Annotated in this window: 15 protein-coding genes; 14 read left to right on the forward strand and 1 reads right to left on the reverse strand. The window is 63.2% G+C overall.

Annotated features, from left to right (window positions below; genetic code table 11):
* The first annotated feature begins 43 nt into the window (after positions 1 to 43).
* The 6 genes from ACF8SD_RS11320 (at position 44) to ispD (ending at position 6,944) form a co-directional block, all read left to right on the forward strand.
* Entirely contained in the window at positions 44 to 991 is a 948-nt protein-coding gene (locus ACF8SD_RS11320) for an acetyl-CoA carboxylase carboxyltransferase subunit alpha (protein WP_009686937.1), read from the forward strand.
* 133 nt (positions 992 to 1,124) lie between these two features.
* The gene (gene tilS, locus ACF8SD_RS11325) at positions 1,125 to 2,408 is read left to right on the forward strand and encodes a tRNA lysidine(34) synthetase TilS (protein WP_173887796.1); all 1,284 of its coding nucleotides are present in this window, start codon (positions 1,125 to 1,127) and stop codon (positions 2,406 to 2,408) included.
* A 268-nt stretch (positions 2,409 to 2,676) separates the two neighbouring features.
* The gene (locus ACF8SD_RS11330; RefSeq protein ID WP_012270851.1) at positions 2,677 to 4,305 is read left to right on the forward strand and encodes a CTP synthase; all 1,629 of its coding nucleotides are present in this window, start codon (positions 2,677 to 2,679) and stop codon (positions 4,303 to 4,305) included.
* A gap of 200 nt (positions 4,306 to 4,505) precedes the next feature.
* Positions 4,506 to 5,795 (forward strand): phosphopyruvate hydratase, encoded by a 1,290-nt coding sequence (eno, locus tag ACF8SD_RS11335; RefSeq protein ID WP_054890065.1) that lies wholly within the window; start codon positions 4,506 to 4,508, stop codon positions 5,793 to 5,795.
* A 163-nt stretch (positions 5,796 to 5,958) separates the two neighbouring features.
* On the forward strand, positions 5,959 to 6,240 hold the full coding sequence (ftsB, locus tag ACF8SD_RS11340; RefSeq protein WP_009686932.1) for a cell division protein FtsB: 282 nt from the start codon (positions 5,959 to 5,961) through the stop codon (positions 6,238 to 6,240).
* Positions 6,237 to 6,944: a 2-C-methyl-D-erythritol 4-phosphate cytidylyltransferase gene (gene ispD / locus ACF8SD_RS11345; protein WP_392484353.1), complete on the forward strand. Its 708-nt coding sequence runs from the start codon at positions 6,237 to 6,239 to the stop codon at positions 6,942 to 6,944. The genes ftsB and ispD overlap by 4 nt, the downstream gene beginning before the upstream one ends.
* 133 nt (positions 6,945 to 7,077) lie before the next feature.
* Here ispD and ACF8SD_RS11350 read toward each other — a convergent pair whose 3' ends face one another.
* A complete protein-coding gene (locus tag ACF8SD_RS11350) occupies positions 7,078 to 7,974 on the reverse strand; it encodes a LysR substrate-binding domain-containing protein (protein ID WP_047150206.1) in 897 nt (298 codons plus the stop codon).
* Positions 7,975 to 8,080: 106 nt separating this feature from the next.
* On the opposite strand from ACF8SD_RS11350, the gene ACF8SD_RS11355 reads away from it, so the two are divergent.
* From ACF8SD_RS11355 to rpoS, 8 genes are all read left to right on the forward strand, one after another.
* On the forward strand, positions 8,081 to 9,193 hold the full coding sequence (locus tag ACF8SD_RS11355) for an S-(hydroxymethyl)glutathione dehydrogenase/class III alcohol dehydrogenase (protein ID WP_060480139.1): 1,113 nt from the start codon (positions 8,081 to 8,083) through the stop codon (positions 9,191 to 9,193).
* 8 nt (positions 9,194 to 9,201) lie between these two features.
* Positions 9,202 to 10,056, forward strand: a complete 855-nt coding sequence (fghA, locus tag ACF8SD_RS11360; protein WP_392484354.1) for an S-formylglutathione hydrolase — start codon at positions 9,202 to 9,204, stop codon at positions 10,054 to 10,056.
* A gap of 150 nt (positions 10,057 to 10,206) precedes the next feature.
* Complete coding sequence (gene ispF, locus ACF8SD_RS11365) at positions 10,207 to 10,680, forward strand: 2-C-methyl-D-erythritol 2,4-cyclodiphosphate synthase (RefSeq protein WP_392484355.1); 474 nt, start codon at positions 10,207 to 10,209, stop codon at positions 10,678 to 10,680.
* Positions 10,677 to 11,735, forward strand: coding sequence for a tRNA pseudouridine(13) synthase TruD (truD, locus tag ACF8SD_RS11370; protein WP_392484356.1), 1,059 nt, complete (start codon positions 10,677 to 10,679; stop codon positions 11,733 to 11,735). Before ispF ends, truD begins: the two co-directional genes overlap by 4 nt.
* Positions 11,723 to 12,472: a 5'/3'-nucleotidase SurE gene (gene surE / locus ACF8SD_RS11375; RefSeq protein WP_392484357.1), complete on the forward strand. Its 750-nt coding sequence runs from the start codon at positions 11,723 to 11,725 to the stop codon at positions 12,470 to 12,472. Before truD ends, surE begins: the two co-directional genes overlap by 13 nt.
* Before the next feature lie 35 nt (positions 12,473 to 12,507).
* Complete coding sequence (locus ACF8SD_RS11380; protein ID WP_009686062.1) at positions 12,508 to 13,146, forward strand: protein-L-isoaspartate(D-aspartate) O-methyltransferase; 639 nt, start codon at positions 12,508 to 12,510, stop codon at positions 13,144 to 13,146.
* 220 nt (positions 13,147 to 13,366) lie between these two features.
* Positions 13,367 to 14,212, forward strand: coding sequence for a peptidoglycan DD-metalloendopeptidase family protein (locus ACF8SD_RS11385; RefSeq protein ID WP_047150205.1), 846 nt, complete (start codon positions 13,367 to 13,369; stop codon positions 14,210 to 14,212).
* 108 nt (positions 14,213 to 14,320) lie between these two features.
* The gene (gene rpoS / locus ACF8SD_RS11390) at positions 14,321 to 15,328 is read left to right on the forward strand and encodes an RNA polymerase sigma factor RpoS (protein WP_009686059.1); all 1,008 of its coding nucleotides are present in this window, start codon (positions 14,321 to 14,323) and stop codon (positions 15,326 to 15,328) included.
* The last annotated feature ends 509 nt before the right edge of the window (positions 15,329 to 15,837 follow it).

Genomic DNA, 15,837 nt, shown 5'->3' on the forward strand with positions numbered 1-15,837 from the left:
TCAACCGGCCGGCCGCCTGGCCGTAGACCCAAGACGGATGACTATGAACCCGAATTTTCTCGATTTCGAACAGCCGATTGCCGACCTGCAAGCCAAGATCGAAGGCCTGCGCCTGGTGGGTAACGACAATTCGCTGAACATCAGCGATGAAATTGCCCGTCTGCAAGACAAGAGCAACACCCTGACCGAAAGCATCTTCGGCAACCTGACCAGCTGGCAGATTGCACGCCTGGCGCGTCACCCACGTCGTCCCTACACCCTGGACTACCTGGAGCACATCTTCACCGAGTTCGAAGAGCTGCACGGCGATCGCCACTTCTCCGATGATGCTGCCATCGTCGGCGGCACTGCGCGCCTGGATGGCAAGCCGGTCATGGTTATCGGCCACCAGAAAGGCCGCGAAGTACGCGAAAAGGTGCGCCGCAACTTCGGTATGCCGCGCCCTGAAGGTTACCGCAAGGCCTGCCGCCTGATGGAAATGGCCGAGCGCTTCAAGATGCCGATCCTGACCTTCATCGACACCCCAGGTGCCTACCCGGGCATCGACGCCGAAGAGCGCAACCAGAGCGAAGCCATCGCCTGGAACCTGCGGGTGATGGCGCGCCTGAAAACCCCGATCATCGCCACCGTGATCGGTGAAGGTGGGTCGGGCGGTGCACTGGCCATTGGTGTCTGCGACCAGCTCAACATGCTGCAGTACTCCACCTACTCGGTGATCTCGCCAGAAGGTTGCGCCTCGATCTTGTGGAAGACCGCCGACAAGGCCGCCGATGCTGCCGAAGCCATGGGTATTACCGCCGAGCGTCTGAAGAGCCTGAACATCGTCGACAAGGTCATCCAGGAGCCGCTGGGCGGCGCCCACCGTGACCCGGCTGCGATGTCGGAAAGCATCCGCGCTGACCTGGTGCAGCAGCTGGACATGCTCGGCAAGTTCGACAATGACGCGCTGCTGGCCCGTCGTTACGAGCGCTTGATGAGCTACGGGCTCTGATTCCGTGATGTGATCCGGGGGCTGCGTTGCGGCCCATTCGCCGGCAAGCCCGCTGTCTCATAGTGTGGCAGCTGGTTTGCCGGCGAATGGGGTGCAAAGCACCCCCGGCGATCTCAAGCCATGTGAGGCCTTCATGATCAACCTCACCCCCTGGCTCAACGCCCCCACCTGGTACATCGCCTTCTCCGGCGGCCTCGACTCTACCGTCCTCCTGCACCTGCTGGCCGACTACGCCCGCAGCCACGCAGCGCCGCCCTTGCGTGCGGTTCATGTCCACCATGGCCTGCAGGCCGCCGCCGACGCCTGGCCCGCCCACTGCCAGGCCGTCTGCGCCAGTCTTGGCATCGCGCTTGAGGTAATCCACGTTCAGGTCAAGCCCGGCGCCAGCCTGGAACAGGCGGCCCGCGACGCCCGCTATGGGGCTTTCCAGCAAACCCTCGGTCCAGGCGACATTCTGTTCACCGGCCAGCACCGTGACGACCAGGCCGAAACCCTGCTGTTGCGCTTGCTGCGCGGCACCGGCCTGCGTGGCCTGGCGGCCATGCCGGGGCAGCGGCCGCTAGGGCAGGGCAGGCTGGTCAGGCCGTTGCTGGGCTGTGCCCGGCAGCAGTTGCAGGTCTATGCCCAGGCCCGCGGGCTGGCGTGGATCAACGACCCTTCGAACGCTGACACCCGTTTTGCCCGCAACTTTCTGCGCCGGGAGGTGATACCGCAGTTGCAGCAGCGCTGGCCACAGGTTGGCCAGAATTTCGCCCGTGCCGCCGATCATCTGGGCGAGGCGCTGGGCCTGCTCGACGAACTGGCCCAGGGCGATCTGGTGACCGCGCAGCAGGGGGCGCCTGCCGCCTGGCCGGGCCTGGCCTCCCTCGACCTGGCTGCCCTGATGGCGCTGTCGCCGGCGCGCCAGCGCAACGCCTTGCAGTACTGGCTGAGCCAACGTACGCGGCTGCCCGATACCCGCCATTGGGCCGGTTGGGCAGACCTGCGCGATGCCGCGGTCGATGCCCAGCCGGTGTGGCGGCTGGCCGACGGGCAGTTGCAGCGTAGCCAAGGGCGCATCTGGTGGCTGAGTGGCGACTGGCTGCAGCCAGCCGCCGGTCAGCTGGCCTGGCCGGATCCAGGCGTGCCTTTGCCACTGCCGGGCAACGGTAACGTGCGGCTTGTTGGCGCAGCCGGGGTTGGCGGGCTGTGGATTGGCTACCGCCAGGGCGGCGAAACACTGGCGGTGCCCGGGCGCGGCCGGCGCGACCTCAAGCGCCTGCTCAACGAGCAGCAGGTGCCGCATTTCCTGCGTTCGCGCCTGCCCTTGCTGTACCAGGGCGAGCGCCTGCTGGCAGTGGCCAATTTGCCCGGGCTGGGGCAGGCGGGTTGGCAGCTGCACTGGCAGTTACCGACGAACGCGCAAGGTTTGAGCTGAAGGGTACATTCGGGTAGACTACCCTCCCTTCTTGATACAGCTTCTGTGGGTTCCGCGAAAACACAGGAGTTGCCGATTACCAAGCAGTTTTTTGCTGGGCTGATTCTGAAATGACGAGCGAGCTCCATGCCGGGGATACCCCTGGTCTGTACAGACGCGGCAGTTGTTCGAGATGCACTGTGATTGACGCAGGTGATCGGGGGCTTCGGCCTTCCTTCGCTTTCTCCGGCGGCGCTGGCCGCCTTAACGCAGACTTCTAGGGTTTTTCATGACGCGCTACATATTCGTCACGGGCGGTGTTGTTTCTTCATTGGGGAAAGGCATTGCCTCGGCTTCCCTGGCGGCCATCCTGGAAGCGCGGGGCCTGAAGGTCACCATGCTCAAGCTGGATCCGTACATCAACGTCGACCCGGGCACGATGAGCCCGTTCCAGCATGGTGAAGTGTTCGTCACCCACGATGGCGCCGAGACCGACCTCGACCTGGGCCACTACGAGCGGTTCATCCGCACCACCATGACCCAGAACAACAACTTCACCACCGGCCGTATCTACGAGCACGTGCTGCGCAAAGAGCGCCGTGGTGATTACCTGGGCGCGACCATCCAGGTCATTCCGCACATCACCGACGAAATCAAGCGCCGCATCATCAAGGGTGCTGGCGACGCCGACGTGGCCCTGGTGGAAATCGGCGGTACCGTGGGCGACATCGAGTCGCAACCATTCCTCGAGGCCATTCGCCAGCTGCGCGTCGAAGTGGGTTCCAAGCGCGCCATGCTGATGCACCTGACCCTGGTCCCGTACATCGCCACCGCTGGCGAAACCAAGACCAAGCCGACCCAGCACTCGGTCAAGGAGCTGCGCTCCATCGGCCTGCAGCCAGACGTGCTGATCTGCCGTTCCGACCACCCGGTCGATGCTTCCTCGCGCCGCAAGATCGCGCTGTTCACCAACGTTGAAGAGCGTGCGGTGATTTCGCTGGAAGACGTCGACACCATCTACAAGATCCCGGGTGTGCTGCACGCACAGGGCCTGGACGACTTCGTCGTCGAGCGCTTCGGCCTGCAATGCAACGGTGCCGACCTGTCCGAGTGGGACAAGGTGGTCGATGCCAAGCTCAACCCTGAGCACGAAGTGACCATCGCCATGGTCGGCAAGTACATGGAACTGCTGGATGCGTACAAGTCGCTGATCGAAGCGATGAGCCACGCCGGTATCACCAACCGTACCAAGGTCAACCTGCGCTACATCGACTCGGAAGACATCGAGAACCAAGGCACCAGCCTGCTCGAGGGTGCCGATGCCATCCTGGTCCCCGGCGGTTTCGGCCTGCGCGGCGTGGAAGGCAAGATCACTGCGGTTCAATATGCCCGTGAGAACAAGGTGCCGTACCTGGGTATCTGCCTGGGCATGCAGGTCGCGGTGATCGAATTCGCCCGTAACGTCATGGGCTGGAAAGACGCCAACTCCACCGAGTTCGACCGCAACAGCGGCCACCCGGTCGTCGGCCTGATCACCGAGTGGGCCGATGCCACCGGCGCGGTCGAAACCCGTGACGAGGCCTCCGACCTGGGCGGCACCATGCGCCTGGGTGCACAGGACTGCCAGCTGGCAGCCGGCTCCAAGGTGCACGACTGCTATGGCAAGGACGTGATCACCGAGCGCCACCGCCACCGTTACGAGGTCAACAACAACCTGCTGCCGCAGCTGGTTGACGCCGGCCTGGTGGTTTCCGGTCGTTCCGAAGACGGCGCGCTGGTCGAAGTGGTCGAGTCCAAAGACCACCCATGGTTCGTTGCCTGCCAGTTCCACCCGGAGTTCACCTCCACCCCGCGTGACGGTCATCCGCTGTTCAGCGGCTTCGTCAAGGCGGCCCTGGCGCAGAAGAACAAGGCCTGATTTTTTCGGGTCTTTGGTGAGTTTTCCGACGGTTAAGTCCGCGCGAGGCTCATTTCTCGGGTAAAGTACGCCCCGATCTACCCCTGACCACTCGGTCAGGGGTTGCTTTTGCCAGGCCTGCCTGCTGCGTCCCTGCCTGGTGAAAGGCAAGAATTCCCTAAAGCTGCGTTGTTTTCGTCAATTCTGGAGTGCTTACAACAATGGCAAAAATCGTCGACATCAAAGGTCGTGAAGTTCTCGACTCGCGTGGCAACCCCACCGTGGAAGCCGATGTACTGCTCGACAACGGCATCATCGGCAGCGCTTGCGCGCCGTCCGGTGCTTCCACCGGCTCGCGCGAAGCGCTGGAGCTGCGTGATGGCGACAAGAGCCGTTACCTGGGCAAGGGCGTGCTGAAGGCTGTCGCCAACATCAATGGCCCTATCCGCGACCTGCTGCTGGGCAAGGACCCGGCTGACCAGAAAGCCCTGGACCGCGCCATGATCGAGCTGGACGGTACCGAGAACAAGGCCAAGCTGGGCGCCAACGCCATCCTGGCCGTTTCCCTGGCTGCCGCCAAGGCCGCTGCCCAGGACCAGGACCTGCCGCTGTACGCGCACATCGCCAACCTGAACGGCACCCCAGGCCAGTACTCCATGCCGGTTCCGATGATGAACATCATCAACGGCGGCGAGCACGCCGACAACAACGTCGACATCCAGGAGTTCATGGTTCAGCCGGTTGGCGCCAAGACCTTCTCCGACGGCCTGCGCATGGGCACGGAAATCTTCCACCACCTCAAGGCTGTGCTCAAGGCCCGTGGCCTGAATACTGCCGTGGGTGACGAAGGTGGCTTCGCCCCTAACCTGGCGTCCAACGAAGATGCCCTGGGTGCAATCGCCGAAGCCGTCGAAAAAGCCGGCTACAAACTGGGCACCGACGTGACCCTGGCACTGGACTGCGCCGCTTCCGAATTCTACGAAGACGGTAAGTACAACCTGTCCGGCGAAGGCAAGTCGTTCGATGCCGAAGGCTTCGCAGACTACCTCAAAGGCCTGACCGAGCGCTTCCCGATCATCTCCATCGAAGATGGCCTGGACGAGTCGGACTGGGCTGGCTGGAAAATCCTCACTGACAAGATCGGTGAAAAGGTTCAGCTGGTTGGCGACGACCTGTTCGTGACCAACACCAAGATTCTCAAGGAAGGCATCGAGAAGGGCATCGGTAACTCGATCCTGATCAAGTTCAACCAGATCGGCTCGCTGACCGAAACCCTCGAAGCCATCCAGATGGCCAAGGCTGCCGGCTACACCGCGGTGATTTCGCACCGTTCCGGTGAAACCGAAGACTCGACCATTGCCGACCTGGCCGTAGGTACCGCTGCTGGCCAGATCAAGACCGGTTCGCTGTGCCGTTCCGACCGCGTATCCAAGTACAACCAACTGCTGCGTATCGAAGAGCAACTGGGCGCCAAAGCGGTTTACCGTGGTCGTGCCGAGTTTCGCGGCTAAGCAAGAGATGGTAAAAAGGCAGCAGCCGGAGTTGTAGGAACGTTCTTACTGAACTTTCCTTCTTCCCAACGGGTTTCTGTCAACGAAGCCTGGCCTCGGCCAGGCTTCGTGCTATTCGAGCTCCCGTAAAATGCGCGGCAGCCTTTTTGACCTGGATAACGTGATGCGCAGTCCCTATTGGGTGTTCCTTATTCTGCTCCTGCTGCTGGGTGGCCTGCAGTACCGTCTGTGGGTCGGCAATGGCAGCCTGGCGCAAGTGACCGAGCTGAAGCAGCAGATTGCTGAGCAGCACGCCGAAAACGAGCGCCTGCTGGAGCGTAATCGCGTGCTCGATGCTGAAGTGCTGGAGCTGAAAAAAGGCATGGAGACCGTTGAAGAGCGGGCTCGCCATGAATTGGGGATGGTCAAGGAGGGTGAAACCCTCTTCCAGTTGCCACAGAAATGATCGATACCTTACCGGCCTTCTGGGCCGTGATTCCAGCGGCCGGCGTAGGCGCCCGCATGGCTGCCGACCGCCCCAAGCAGTATCTGGAGCTGGCAGGGCAGACCCTTCTCGAGCACAGCCTCGACTGTTTTCTTGGCCACCCGACGCTTAACGGCGTGGTGGTCAGCATTGCCGAACACGACCCTTACTGGCCTGCCCTGGGCTGTGCCAGCGACCCGCGTATCCAGCGCGCGGCGGGCGGGCGCGAGCGCGCCGATTCGGTACTCAATGCCTTGCTGCTGCTGCATGCCCAAGGGGCGGCGGACAGCGACTGGGTGCTGGTGCACGATGCTGCGCGGCCCAACCTGGCGCGTAGCGACCTGGACAAGCTGCTGGCGGAGTTGGCGGATGACCCGGTGGGGGGCCTGCTGGCGGTGCCGGCGCGCGACACGCTAAAGCGTGCCGATGGCAAAGGCCGGGTCAGCGCCACCGTTGACCGCAGCACCATCTGGCAGGCTTACACGCCGCAGATGTTCCGCCTGGGGGCGTTGCACCGGGCGCTGGCCGAGTGCCTGGTGTCGGATGTCGTCGTGACCGATGAAGCTTCTGCCATCGAATGGTCCAGGCAGGCGCCGCGGCTGGTCGAAGGGCGCAGCGACAACATCAAGGTGACCCGGCCGGAAGACCTGGAGTGGTTGCGCCAGCGCTGGGCAGGTAGACGCTGAGATCGCCGGGTCCGCTGCGCGGCCCATTCGCAGGCGAGCCAGCTCCCACAGGTACCCCACAGACCTGAGGCATCGCGGCTCCTGTGGGAGCTGGCTTGCCTGCGATTGGGCCGCGCAGCGGCCCCCTTTGCAATCAGGCCCCGCGATACTCCGGCAACCCCGCCAACCCTTCCTTCAGATAGTCCACCAACCGCCGCACCTTCGGCGACAGGTGCCGCTGTTGCGGGTACAGCGCCCAAACCGCGGTATTGGGCGGTTGATGCCCCTCCAGCAACGACACCAGCGCGCCGCTGTGCAGGTGCTCCAGTACGTAATAGTCCGGCAACTGGCACAGCCCCATGCCTTGCAAGGCTGCATCCAGAACCGCCTGCCCACTGTTGCAACGCCAGTTGCCCTGCACCCGCTGGCTGATCTCGCGGCCGTCCTGCTGCAGTGCCCACGCATCCGAGCTGCCGATCAGGCAATTGTGTCGCGCCAGTTCCGACAGGCTGTGCGGCCGGCCATAGCGCTCCAGATAGGCTGGCGATGCGCACAGGTACATGCGCCGCGGCGCCAGGCGGGTCGCCACCAGTCGCGAATCGGCCAGCCTGCCCAGGCGGATGGCCAGGTCCATGCCTTCATGCAGCAGGTCAAGGGTGTGGTTGTTCAACTCCACATCCACGCGCAACTGGGGGTACAACGCCATGAAGCGGGTGACCAACGGCACGATGAAGCGCTCGCCATAGGCCACCGCGCAGGTCATGCGCAGCAGGCCCTTGGGCTCGCTGGCCAAGTCACCCATGGCGCGCAGGGCTTCTTCACGGCCATCCTGCAGGCGCTGGCAATGCTGCAGAAAGGTTTGCCCGGCTTCACTCAAGGTCACGCGGCGGGTACTGCGGTACAGCAGGCGGGTCTGCAAGCGTTCTTCCAGCCTGGCGATCTGCCGGCTGATGTGTGAAGACGAAACCCCCAGGCGCTCGGCGGCAGCCGTGAACTGCCCCGATTCGGCCACAGCCACGAATTCATCGATGCCTTCCCAGCGGTTGCTCATGATTATCCCTGTACGGCAATAATGTTTTGTCTTTGCCTGGATTATTCATCAAAAGGTAGTGAATTACACTGCCGGTCTGAACTGACATTCTGTCCGGAGACCCTCGATGATCAAGTCCCGTGCTGCTGTAGCCTTCGAAGCCAAGAAACCCCTGGAAATCGTCGAAGTCGATGTGGCCATGCCCAAGGCCGGTGAAGTGCTGCTGCGCGTGGTCGCCAGCGGTGTCTGCCACACCGACGCCTACACCCTGTCGGGTGCCGACCCGGAGGGCATCTTCCCATCCATTCTCGGCCATGAAGGCGGTGCGATCGTCGAAGCAGTAGGCGAGGGCGTGACCTCGCTGGCCGTGGGCGACCACGTGATCCCGCTCTACACCCCGGAATGCGGCAAGTGCAAGTTCTGCCTGTCGGGCAAGACCAACCTGTGCCAGGCGATCCGTGCTACCCAAGGCAAGGGCCTGATGCCGGACGGCACCACGCGCTTCTCCTACAAAGGCCAGCAACTGTTCCACTACATGGGCACCTCGACCTTCTCCGAGTACACGGTGTTGCCGGAAATCTCGGTGGCCAAGATCCAGAAAGAAGCCCCTCTGGAAAAGGTCTGCCTGCTGGGCTGCGGCGTGACTACCGGTATCGGTGCCGTGCTCAACACTGCCAAGGTCAAGGCGGGTGACACCGTGGCCATCTTCGGCCTCGGTGGCATCGGCCTGTCGGCGGTGATCGGTGCGGTGAAGGCCAAGGCCTCGCGCATCATCGCCATCGACATCAACCCGGCCAAGTTCGAGATCGCCCGTCAGCTGGGCGCCACCGACTGCATCAACCCGAAAGACTACGACCGCCCGATCCAGGAAGTGATTGTCGACCTGACCGACGGTGGCGTGGACTTCTCCTTCGAATGTATCGGTAACGTGCAACTGATGCGTGCTGCCCTGGAATGCTGCCACAAAGGGTGGGGCGAGTCGGTCATCATCGGCGTGGCCGGTGCCGGCCAGGAAATCGCCACCCGGCCATTCCAGCTGGTGACCGGCCGGGTCTGGCGTGGCTCTGCGTTCGGCGGCGTGCGTGGCCGCAGCGAGTTGCCGAGCTACGTGGAAATGTCCGAGAAAGGCGAGATTCCCCTGGATACGTTCATCACCCACACCATGGGCCTGGAAGACATCAACAAGGCCTTCGACCTGATGCATGAAGGCAAGAGCATTCGCAGCGTCATCCACTTCTGAGGTGCGCCATGAGCCTGGATAACATCTCTTGCCAGAAAAGCTTCGGCGGCTGGCACAAACGCTACCGGCACCATTCCAGCGTGCTGGGTTGCGACATGGTGTTCGCCGTGTACCTGCCGCCACAAGCCGAGCAGGGCGCCAAGCTGCCGGTGCTGTACTGGCTGAGCGGCCTGACCTGTACCGACGAGAACTTCATGCAGAAGGCCGGCGCCCAGCGCCTGGCTGCCGACCTGGGGTTGATCATCGTTGCGCCGGATACCAGCCCGCGTGGCGAGCAGGTGCCTGGCGACCCGGACGGCGCCTGGGACTTTGGCCTAGGGGCCGGCTTCTACCTCAATGCCACCCAGCAGCCCTGGGCCAAGCACTACCGCATGCATGACTATGTGGTAGAGGAGCTGCCAGCGTTGATCGAGGCGCATTTCCCGGCCTCGGCCGAGCGCAGCATCAGCGGCCATTCCATGGGTGGGCACGGTGCGCTGGTGTGCGCTTTGCGCAACCCGGGGCGTTATCGCTCGGTGTCGGCGTTTTCGCCGATCAGCAACCCCATGGATTGCCCGTGGGGCGAGAAAGCCTTCAGCCGCTACCTGGGTGACGATCGCGCGCGCTGGCGCGAGTGGGATGCCAGCGTACTGCTGGCCGAGACACCCGCTGGCGAGTGCCCACCGTTGCTGGTGGACCAGGGCGACCGTGACGACTTCCTCGAAAAGCAGCTCAAGCCCGAAGCGCTGGAGCAGGCAGCACGCAAAGGCGGCCACGAGCTGACCCTGCGCCTGCAACCAGGCTATGACCACAGCTACTACTTCATTGCCAGCTTCATCGAAGAGCACCTGCGCCACCATGCGGTGGCGCTGGGGCGGGTGTAGGGCTTTGCATTTTCGGTGTCTGTGAGATCGAGCGCCGCTCGGGCGGCGCTCGATCGCATAGGCGCTAAAAATCTTGAGGCGATCACCTCCAGCCCCACTAGCGCCTAAAGCAGGTAGAATCACGCCCTGACTCATTCAGGGCGTTTTCTTATGCGTATTGGCCACGGCTACGATGTGCATCGTTTCTGCGACGGTGATTTCATTACCTTGGGCGGGGTGCGTATCCCGCACACATTCGGCCTGCTGGCCCATTCCGACGGCGACGTGCTGCTGCACGCCCTGAGCGATGCCTTGCTTGGCGCTGCAGCGCTGGGTGACATCGGCCAGCACTTCCCCGATACCGACCCCCAGTTCAAGGGCGCCGACAGCCGCGCGCTGTTGCGGCACGTGGTGGGCATTGTCCGCGCCAAGGGTTGGAAGGTCGGCAACGTCGACGCCACCATCGTCGCCCAGGCGCCGAAAATGGCCCCGCACATCGAAACCATGCGGCAGTTGATCGCCGAAGATCTGCAAGTCGAACTCGACCAGGTCAACGTCAAGGCCACCACCACCGAAAAACTCGGTTTCTGCGGCCGCGAGGAGGGCATTGCCGTGCATTCGGTTGCCCTGCTGCTGCCAGCATGACGGAACTGCAACTGCTGGGCCCGCGTGCATCGGGCGAAGTATTGGGCACCGCCGTGCTCAAGGCAGTGGCCGAGGATTTCCAGGTCGACGAGGTGTTGGATATCCCGTTGTCTGGCCAGGGCGAGCACCTGTGGTTGTGGGTCGAGAAGCGTGACCTCAACACCGAAGAAGCCGCCCGCCGCCTGGCTCGCGCCGCAGGCGTGCCAGTGCGCAGCATCAGCTATGCCGGGCTGAAGGACCGCCAGGCGCTGACCCGCCAGTGGTTCAGCCTGCACCTGCCAGGCAAGGCCGACCCGGACCTGTCACGCGCCGAATATGCCACCCTGCGTGTGCTCAAGCAGGTGCGCCACCAGCGCAAGCTGCAGCGTGGTGCGCATTCGGCCAACGGCTTCACCTTGCGCCTGACCGCGCTGAACGCCGATCACCAGGCGCTGGATGCGCGGCTGCAACTGCTCAAGCAACAAGGTGTGCCCAACTACTTCGGCAGCCAACGCTTCGGTCACGGTGGTGGCAACGTCCATGACGCCCTGGACTGGGCGGCGCGCAAGGCCTTGCCCGAGCAACGCAACACGCGCTCACGGCTGCTGTCGGCCGGGCGCAGCTACCTGTTCAACCAGGTGCTGGCGGCACGAGTCGCCGACGGCAGTTGGAACCGGGCGCAGGTCGGCGATCTGCTGGCGTTCACCGACAGCCGCAGCTTTTTCCCTGCTGGTGAAGCGGAATGTACCGACCCGCGCCTGGCCATTCTCGACCTGCACCCGACTGGCCCGATGTGGGGTGCGGGCGGTTCGCCCGCCGCCGCCGCCCCCGCGCAGTTGGAAAATGCCGTAGGCGAACAGCAACCGGCGCTGTGCCAGTGGCTGGCCCAGGCGGGCATGGATCACGAACGGCGTATTCTGCGGCTCCCTATTGGCGGCCTTACGTGGCATTATCCCGAGCCTGATATCCTGCAACTGGAATTCGTCCTGCCGGCCGGATGCTTCGCCACCGTGGTGGTGCGTGAAGTCGTGGATCTGGTGTCGGCAGGGCAGACGGACAGCCCATGCGTATTCTGATTTCGAACGACGACGGTGTTACCGCACCCGGGATCGCCGCGCTGCACGCTGCGCTGGCGGATTACGCCGAGTGCGCGGTAATTGCCCCGGAGCAAGACAAGAGCGGCGCCAGCAGTTCGCTGACGCTGGACCGGCCCCTGCACCCGCAGACCTTGGCCAACGGCTTCATCAGCCTCAACGGTACGCCGACCGACTGCGTGCACCTGGGGCTCAACGGGCTGTTGCCGTACACCCCGGACATGGTCGTGTCGGGGATCAACCTGGGCGCCAACCTGGGGGACGACGTACTGTATTCGGGTACGGTCGCCGCGGCGCTGGAGGGGCGTTTCCTTGGGGGGACTTCCCTGGCGTTCTCGCTGCTCTCGCGCCAGCCCGACAACCTGCCGACCGCGGCGCATATCGCCCGGCGCCTGGTCGAGGCGCAGCCGCGCCTGGCACTGCCCCCGCGTACCGTGCTCAACGTCAACATTCCCAACCTGCCGTTGGCGCACATCCGCGGTATCCAGCTGACCCGCCTGGGGCACCGCGCACGAGCTGCAGCGCCAACCAAGGTGGTCAACCCGCGCGGCAAGGAAGGCTACTGGATCGCCGTTGCCGGCGATGCCGAGGACGGCGGCCCGGGCACCGATTTCCATGCGGTGATGCAGGGTTACGTGTCGATCACCCCGCTGCAACTCGACCGCACCTTCAGTGATGCCTTCGAGCAGCTCGATGGTTGGCTGGAGGGCCTGCTTTGATGCGCGAGGACGATATGCTGCGGCGGGGCATCGGCATGACCTCCCAACGGACCCGGGAGCGGCTGATCCAGCGCCTGTGCGAAGAGGGTGTATCGAACACCCAGGTGCTCGACGTGATCCGCCGCACCCCGCGCCACCTGTTCGTCGACGAAGCGCTGGCGCACCGCGCTTACGAAGACACCGCACTGCCAATCGGGCACAACCAGACCATCTCGCAGCCATTCATGGTTGCCCACATGAGCGAGTTGCTGCTTGAGGCCGGGCCGCTGGACAAGGTGCTGGAGATTGGCACCGGTTCCGGCTACCAGACGGCGGTGCTGGCGCAGTTGGTCGAGCGGGTATTCTCGGTGGAGCGCATCAAGGTGCTGCAGGACCGAGCCAAGGAGCGCCTGCTGGAGCTGAACCTGCGCAACGTGGTGTTCCGCTGGGGCGATGGTTGCGAGGGGTGGCCGGCGCTGGCACCGTACAACGGCATCATCGTCACCGCCGTTGCGCCGGAAGTGCCCCAGGCGCTGCTTGACCAACTGGCACCCGGTGGCCGTCTGGTCATACCGGTAGGGCCTGCGGGCGAAGCGCAGCAATTGATGCTGATCGTCCGCGAAGAGCATGGCTTCTCCCGTCGTGTACTGGGTGCCGTACGTTTCGTCCCGTTGCTGAACGGGCCGCTGGCCTGAGCAGCCCCGGTACGCGGCCAGTGGTATTTTTACGTGGGCGGCGAATTCTCGCGGCGCCGCCCTGTCTATCAGGCGGGGCGTGGCGTTAGCGCATGGCTTGCAGTGGCGCTGCGCAACAGCCTGGTGGCGGCCTGCCAATCCCGGCTCGCTTGGTTATAATTGCAACAATATTGCATTTCTTGTCTTCATATCGTTTTTCGGCACCATGAGGGGAGCGCGGGTGGGTCACACAGTCATTCGGCAGCGCAAGGACGGTTCGGGCTTCAAGCTTCTGGTGATTGCATTGGCCATGGGCACGCTACTGGTGGGTTGCTCGAGCACCGGCAGCAACAGCGCGCGCGTGGTCGATCGCAACAGCAGTGCGCCCAAGCGCCCGACGGTGACCTCCGGGCAATACGTCGTCAAGCCTGGCGATACCCTGTTCTCCATCGCCTTCCGTTATGGTTGGGATTACAAGGAGCTGGCCGCCCGTAATGGTATCGCGCCGCCCTACACCATCCGCCCGGGCCAGGCGATTCGGTTCAGCAGCGGCGCCGGCAGCAGCACCACGGTGGTGTCCAGCCCGTCTTCCTCAAGCCGCACCACGGTCACGCGGCGGCCTGTCACGGCGCCGGCCGGTTCCAGCAAACCCGCTACCCCGGCTGGCACCACCAGCGCGCCGGTGGTCGCCACTGTGCCCGCTGCAGAGCGCGCGGTCGGTGGTTGGACCTGGCCCGCCAATGGCGTGCTGATTGGAAAATTTGCTTCAAACGGTAGTTTGAATAAAGGCATTGATATCGCCGGTGATTTGGGACAGCCTGTTTTTGCTGCGTCTGATGGTGCAGTGGTTTACGCCGGGAGTGGATTAAGGGGCTACGGCGAGCTGATCATCATCAAGCACAGCGATACCTACGTCAGTGCCTACGGTCACAACCGCAGGCTGTTGGTTCGGGAGGGGCAGCAGGTCAAGGCAGGGCAGTCGATTGCTGAAATGGGGTCCACGGGCACTGATCGGGTGAAGCTGCATTTCGAGATTCGCCGCCAGGGCAAACCCGTCGATCCGCTCCAGTTCCTGCCACGTCGTTGACCGTTGTACCCGGCCTGTTCCTGTGATGTAGAGGGGACAGGCTCAAGCGCTGCCAGGGATAAAGGTGCCGCTCGAGTCTGAGTTCGAACTCAGCAAAGGACTATAACAATGGCTCTCAGTAAAGAAGTGCCGGAGTTTGACATCGACGATGACGTCCTCCTGATGGAGACGGGTATCGTTTTGGAAACGGATGTGGTGTCAGACGAACCTGCTGTATCTTCGGTTCGGACGAGGGCCAAGTCGGGCTCTTCGCTCAAGCAACACAAGTATATCGATTACACCCGGGCGCTAGACGCCACCCAGCTGTACCTCAACGAGATCGGTTTCTCGCCACTGCTGTCGCCGGAAGAGGAAGTCCATTTTGCGCGTCTGTCGCAAAAAGGTGATCCTGCCGGCCGCAAGCGCATGATTGAAAGCAACCTTCGCCTGGTTGTGAAAATTGCCCGTCGTTACGTCAACCGTGGCCTGTCGTTGCTCGACCTGATCGAGGAAGGCAATCTGGGCCTGATCCGTGCGGTGGAGAAGTTCGACCCGGAGCGCGGTTTCCGTTTCTCGACCTATGCGACCTGGTGGATTCGCCAGACCATCGAACGGGCTATCATGAACCAGACCCGTACCATCCGCCTGCCGATCCACGTGGTCAAGGAGCTTAACGTCTACCTGCGCGCTGCGCGCGAGTTGACGCAGAAGCTCGACCACGAACCCTCGCCGGAAGAAATCGCCACCTTGCTGGAAAAGCCCGTTGCCGAGGTCAAGCGCATGCTCGGCCTGAACGAGCGGGTGTCGTCGGTGGACGTTTCGCTCGGCCCGGATTCAGACAAGACGCTGCTCGATACCTTGACCGACGACCGTCCCACTGACCCGTGCGAACTGCTGCAGGATGACGACCTGTCGCAGAGCATCGACCAGTGGCTGGGCGAGTTGACCGACAAGCAGCGTGAGGTGGTGGTACGCCGCTTCGGGCTGCGTGGGCACGAAAGCAGCACCTTGGAGGATGTTGGGCTGGAGATTGGCCTGACCCGCGAACGGGTGCGGCAGATTCAGGTAGAAGGCCTTAAGCGCCTGCGCGAGATCCTGGAGAAGAACGGCTTGTCGAGCGAGTCTTTGTTCCAGTAGCCAAGGCAGTCGCTCACGAACGCCCCGATACCGTCGGGGCGTTTTTGTGTGCGCCAGGCATGGCGCGTTGCGCGCAAGCGCAACCCGCTTGGCTGTGGTGGCCGAGCGGGTGACTTGGAGGTGAAAGTCCTCTACACACCCGGCAAGGGGAAGTGTTAGCCAGAGGCAAGGGTGTCGCGGGTGACCGCGAATCTGAAGGAAGCCCGAGGCAAAATGCTGGCCTGACGAACAGGAAGCGGATAGAGGCGGCGCAGCGGGGTGAGATGGCACAAATCGCCAAAGCCCAATACTTGCATGGAACGCTGCGACGTAGATCCGACAGGCATAAGCAGGAAGGTCGCGCGAATTACCCTGGGAGATCTGCACGTTTGCCTTTGTGCTACCGAGCGTCGAGAGGCGACGGGATGAGCGTGCAGAAGTCAGCCGAGGCCGTAGTAAGTGGCGGTTAACCGCGTCACCAAGGGCCGAACAGGTTATGCCGCCAGTAGGCGTCACTGTCTCGTTGGTAG

Origin of the sequence: Pseudomonas sp. CJQ_9, from assembly GCF_043106615.1 — a bacterium.
GTDB classification, from domain to species: Bacteria; Pseudomonadota; Gammaproteobacteria; order Pseudomonadales; family Pseudomonadaceae; genus Aquipseudomonas; species Aquipseudomonas juntendi.

Excerpts from the sequence above, each read along its gene's own strand:
- ACF8SD_RS11350 (WP_047150206.1), bottom strand. The coding sequence starts at position 7,974 with ATGAGCAACCGCTGGGAAGGCATCGATGAATTCGTGGCTGTGGCCGAA.
- tilS (WP_173887796.1), top strand. The coding sequence starts at position 1,125 with ATGATCAACCTCACCCCCTGGCTCAACGCCCCCACCTGGTACATCGCC.
- ftsB (WP_009686932.1), top strand. The coding sequence starts at position 5,959 with ATGCGCAGTCCCTATTGGGTGTTCCTTATTCTGCTCCTGCTGCTGGGT.
- ACF8SD_RS11380 (WP_009686062.1), top strand. The coding sequence starts at position 12,508 with ATGACCTCCCAACGGACCCGGGAGCGGCTGATCCAGCGCCTGTGCGAA.
- ispF (WP_392484355.1), top strand. The coding sequence starts at position 10,207 with ATGCGTATTGGCCACGGCTACGATGTGCATCGTTTCTGCGACGGTGAT.
- fghA (WP_392484354.1), top strand. The coding sequence starts at position 9,202 with ATGAGCCTGGATAACATCTCTTGCCAGAAAAGCTTCGGCGGCTGGCAC.
- truD (WP_392484356.1), top strand. The coding sequence starts at position 10,677 with ATGACGGAACTGCAACTGCTGGGCCCGCGTGCATCGGGCGAAGTATTG.
- surE (WP_392484357.1), top strand. The coding sequence starts at position 11,723 with ATGCGTATTCTGATTTCGAACGACGACGGTGTTACCGCACCCGGGATC.
- ACF8SD_RS11320 (WP_009686937.1), top strand. The coding sequence starts at position 44 with ATGAACCCGAATTTTCTCGATTTCGAACAGCCGATTGCCGACCTGCAA.
- eno (WP_054890065.1), top strand. The coding sequence starts at position 4,506 with ATGGCAAAAATCGTCGACATCAAAGGTCGTGAAGTTCTCGACTCGCGT.
- ACF8SD_RS11355 (WP_060480139.1), top strand. The coding sequence starts at position 8,081 with ATGATCAAGTCCCGTGCTGCTGTAGCCTTCGAAGCCAAGAAACCCCTG.
- ACF8SD_RS11330 (WP_012270851.1), top strand. The coding sequence starts at position 2,677 with ATGACGCGCTACATATTCGTCACGGGCGGTGTTGTTTCTTCATTGGGG.
- ispD (WP_392484353.1), top strand. The coding sequence starts at position 6,237 with ATGATCGATACCTTACCGGCCTTCTGGGCCGTGATTCCAGCGGCCGGC.
- rpoS (WP_009686059.1), top strand. The coding sequence starts at position 14,321 with ATGGCTCTCAGTAAAGAAGTGCCGGAGTTTGACATCGACGATGACGTC.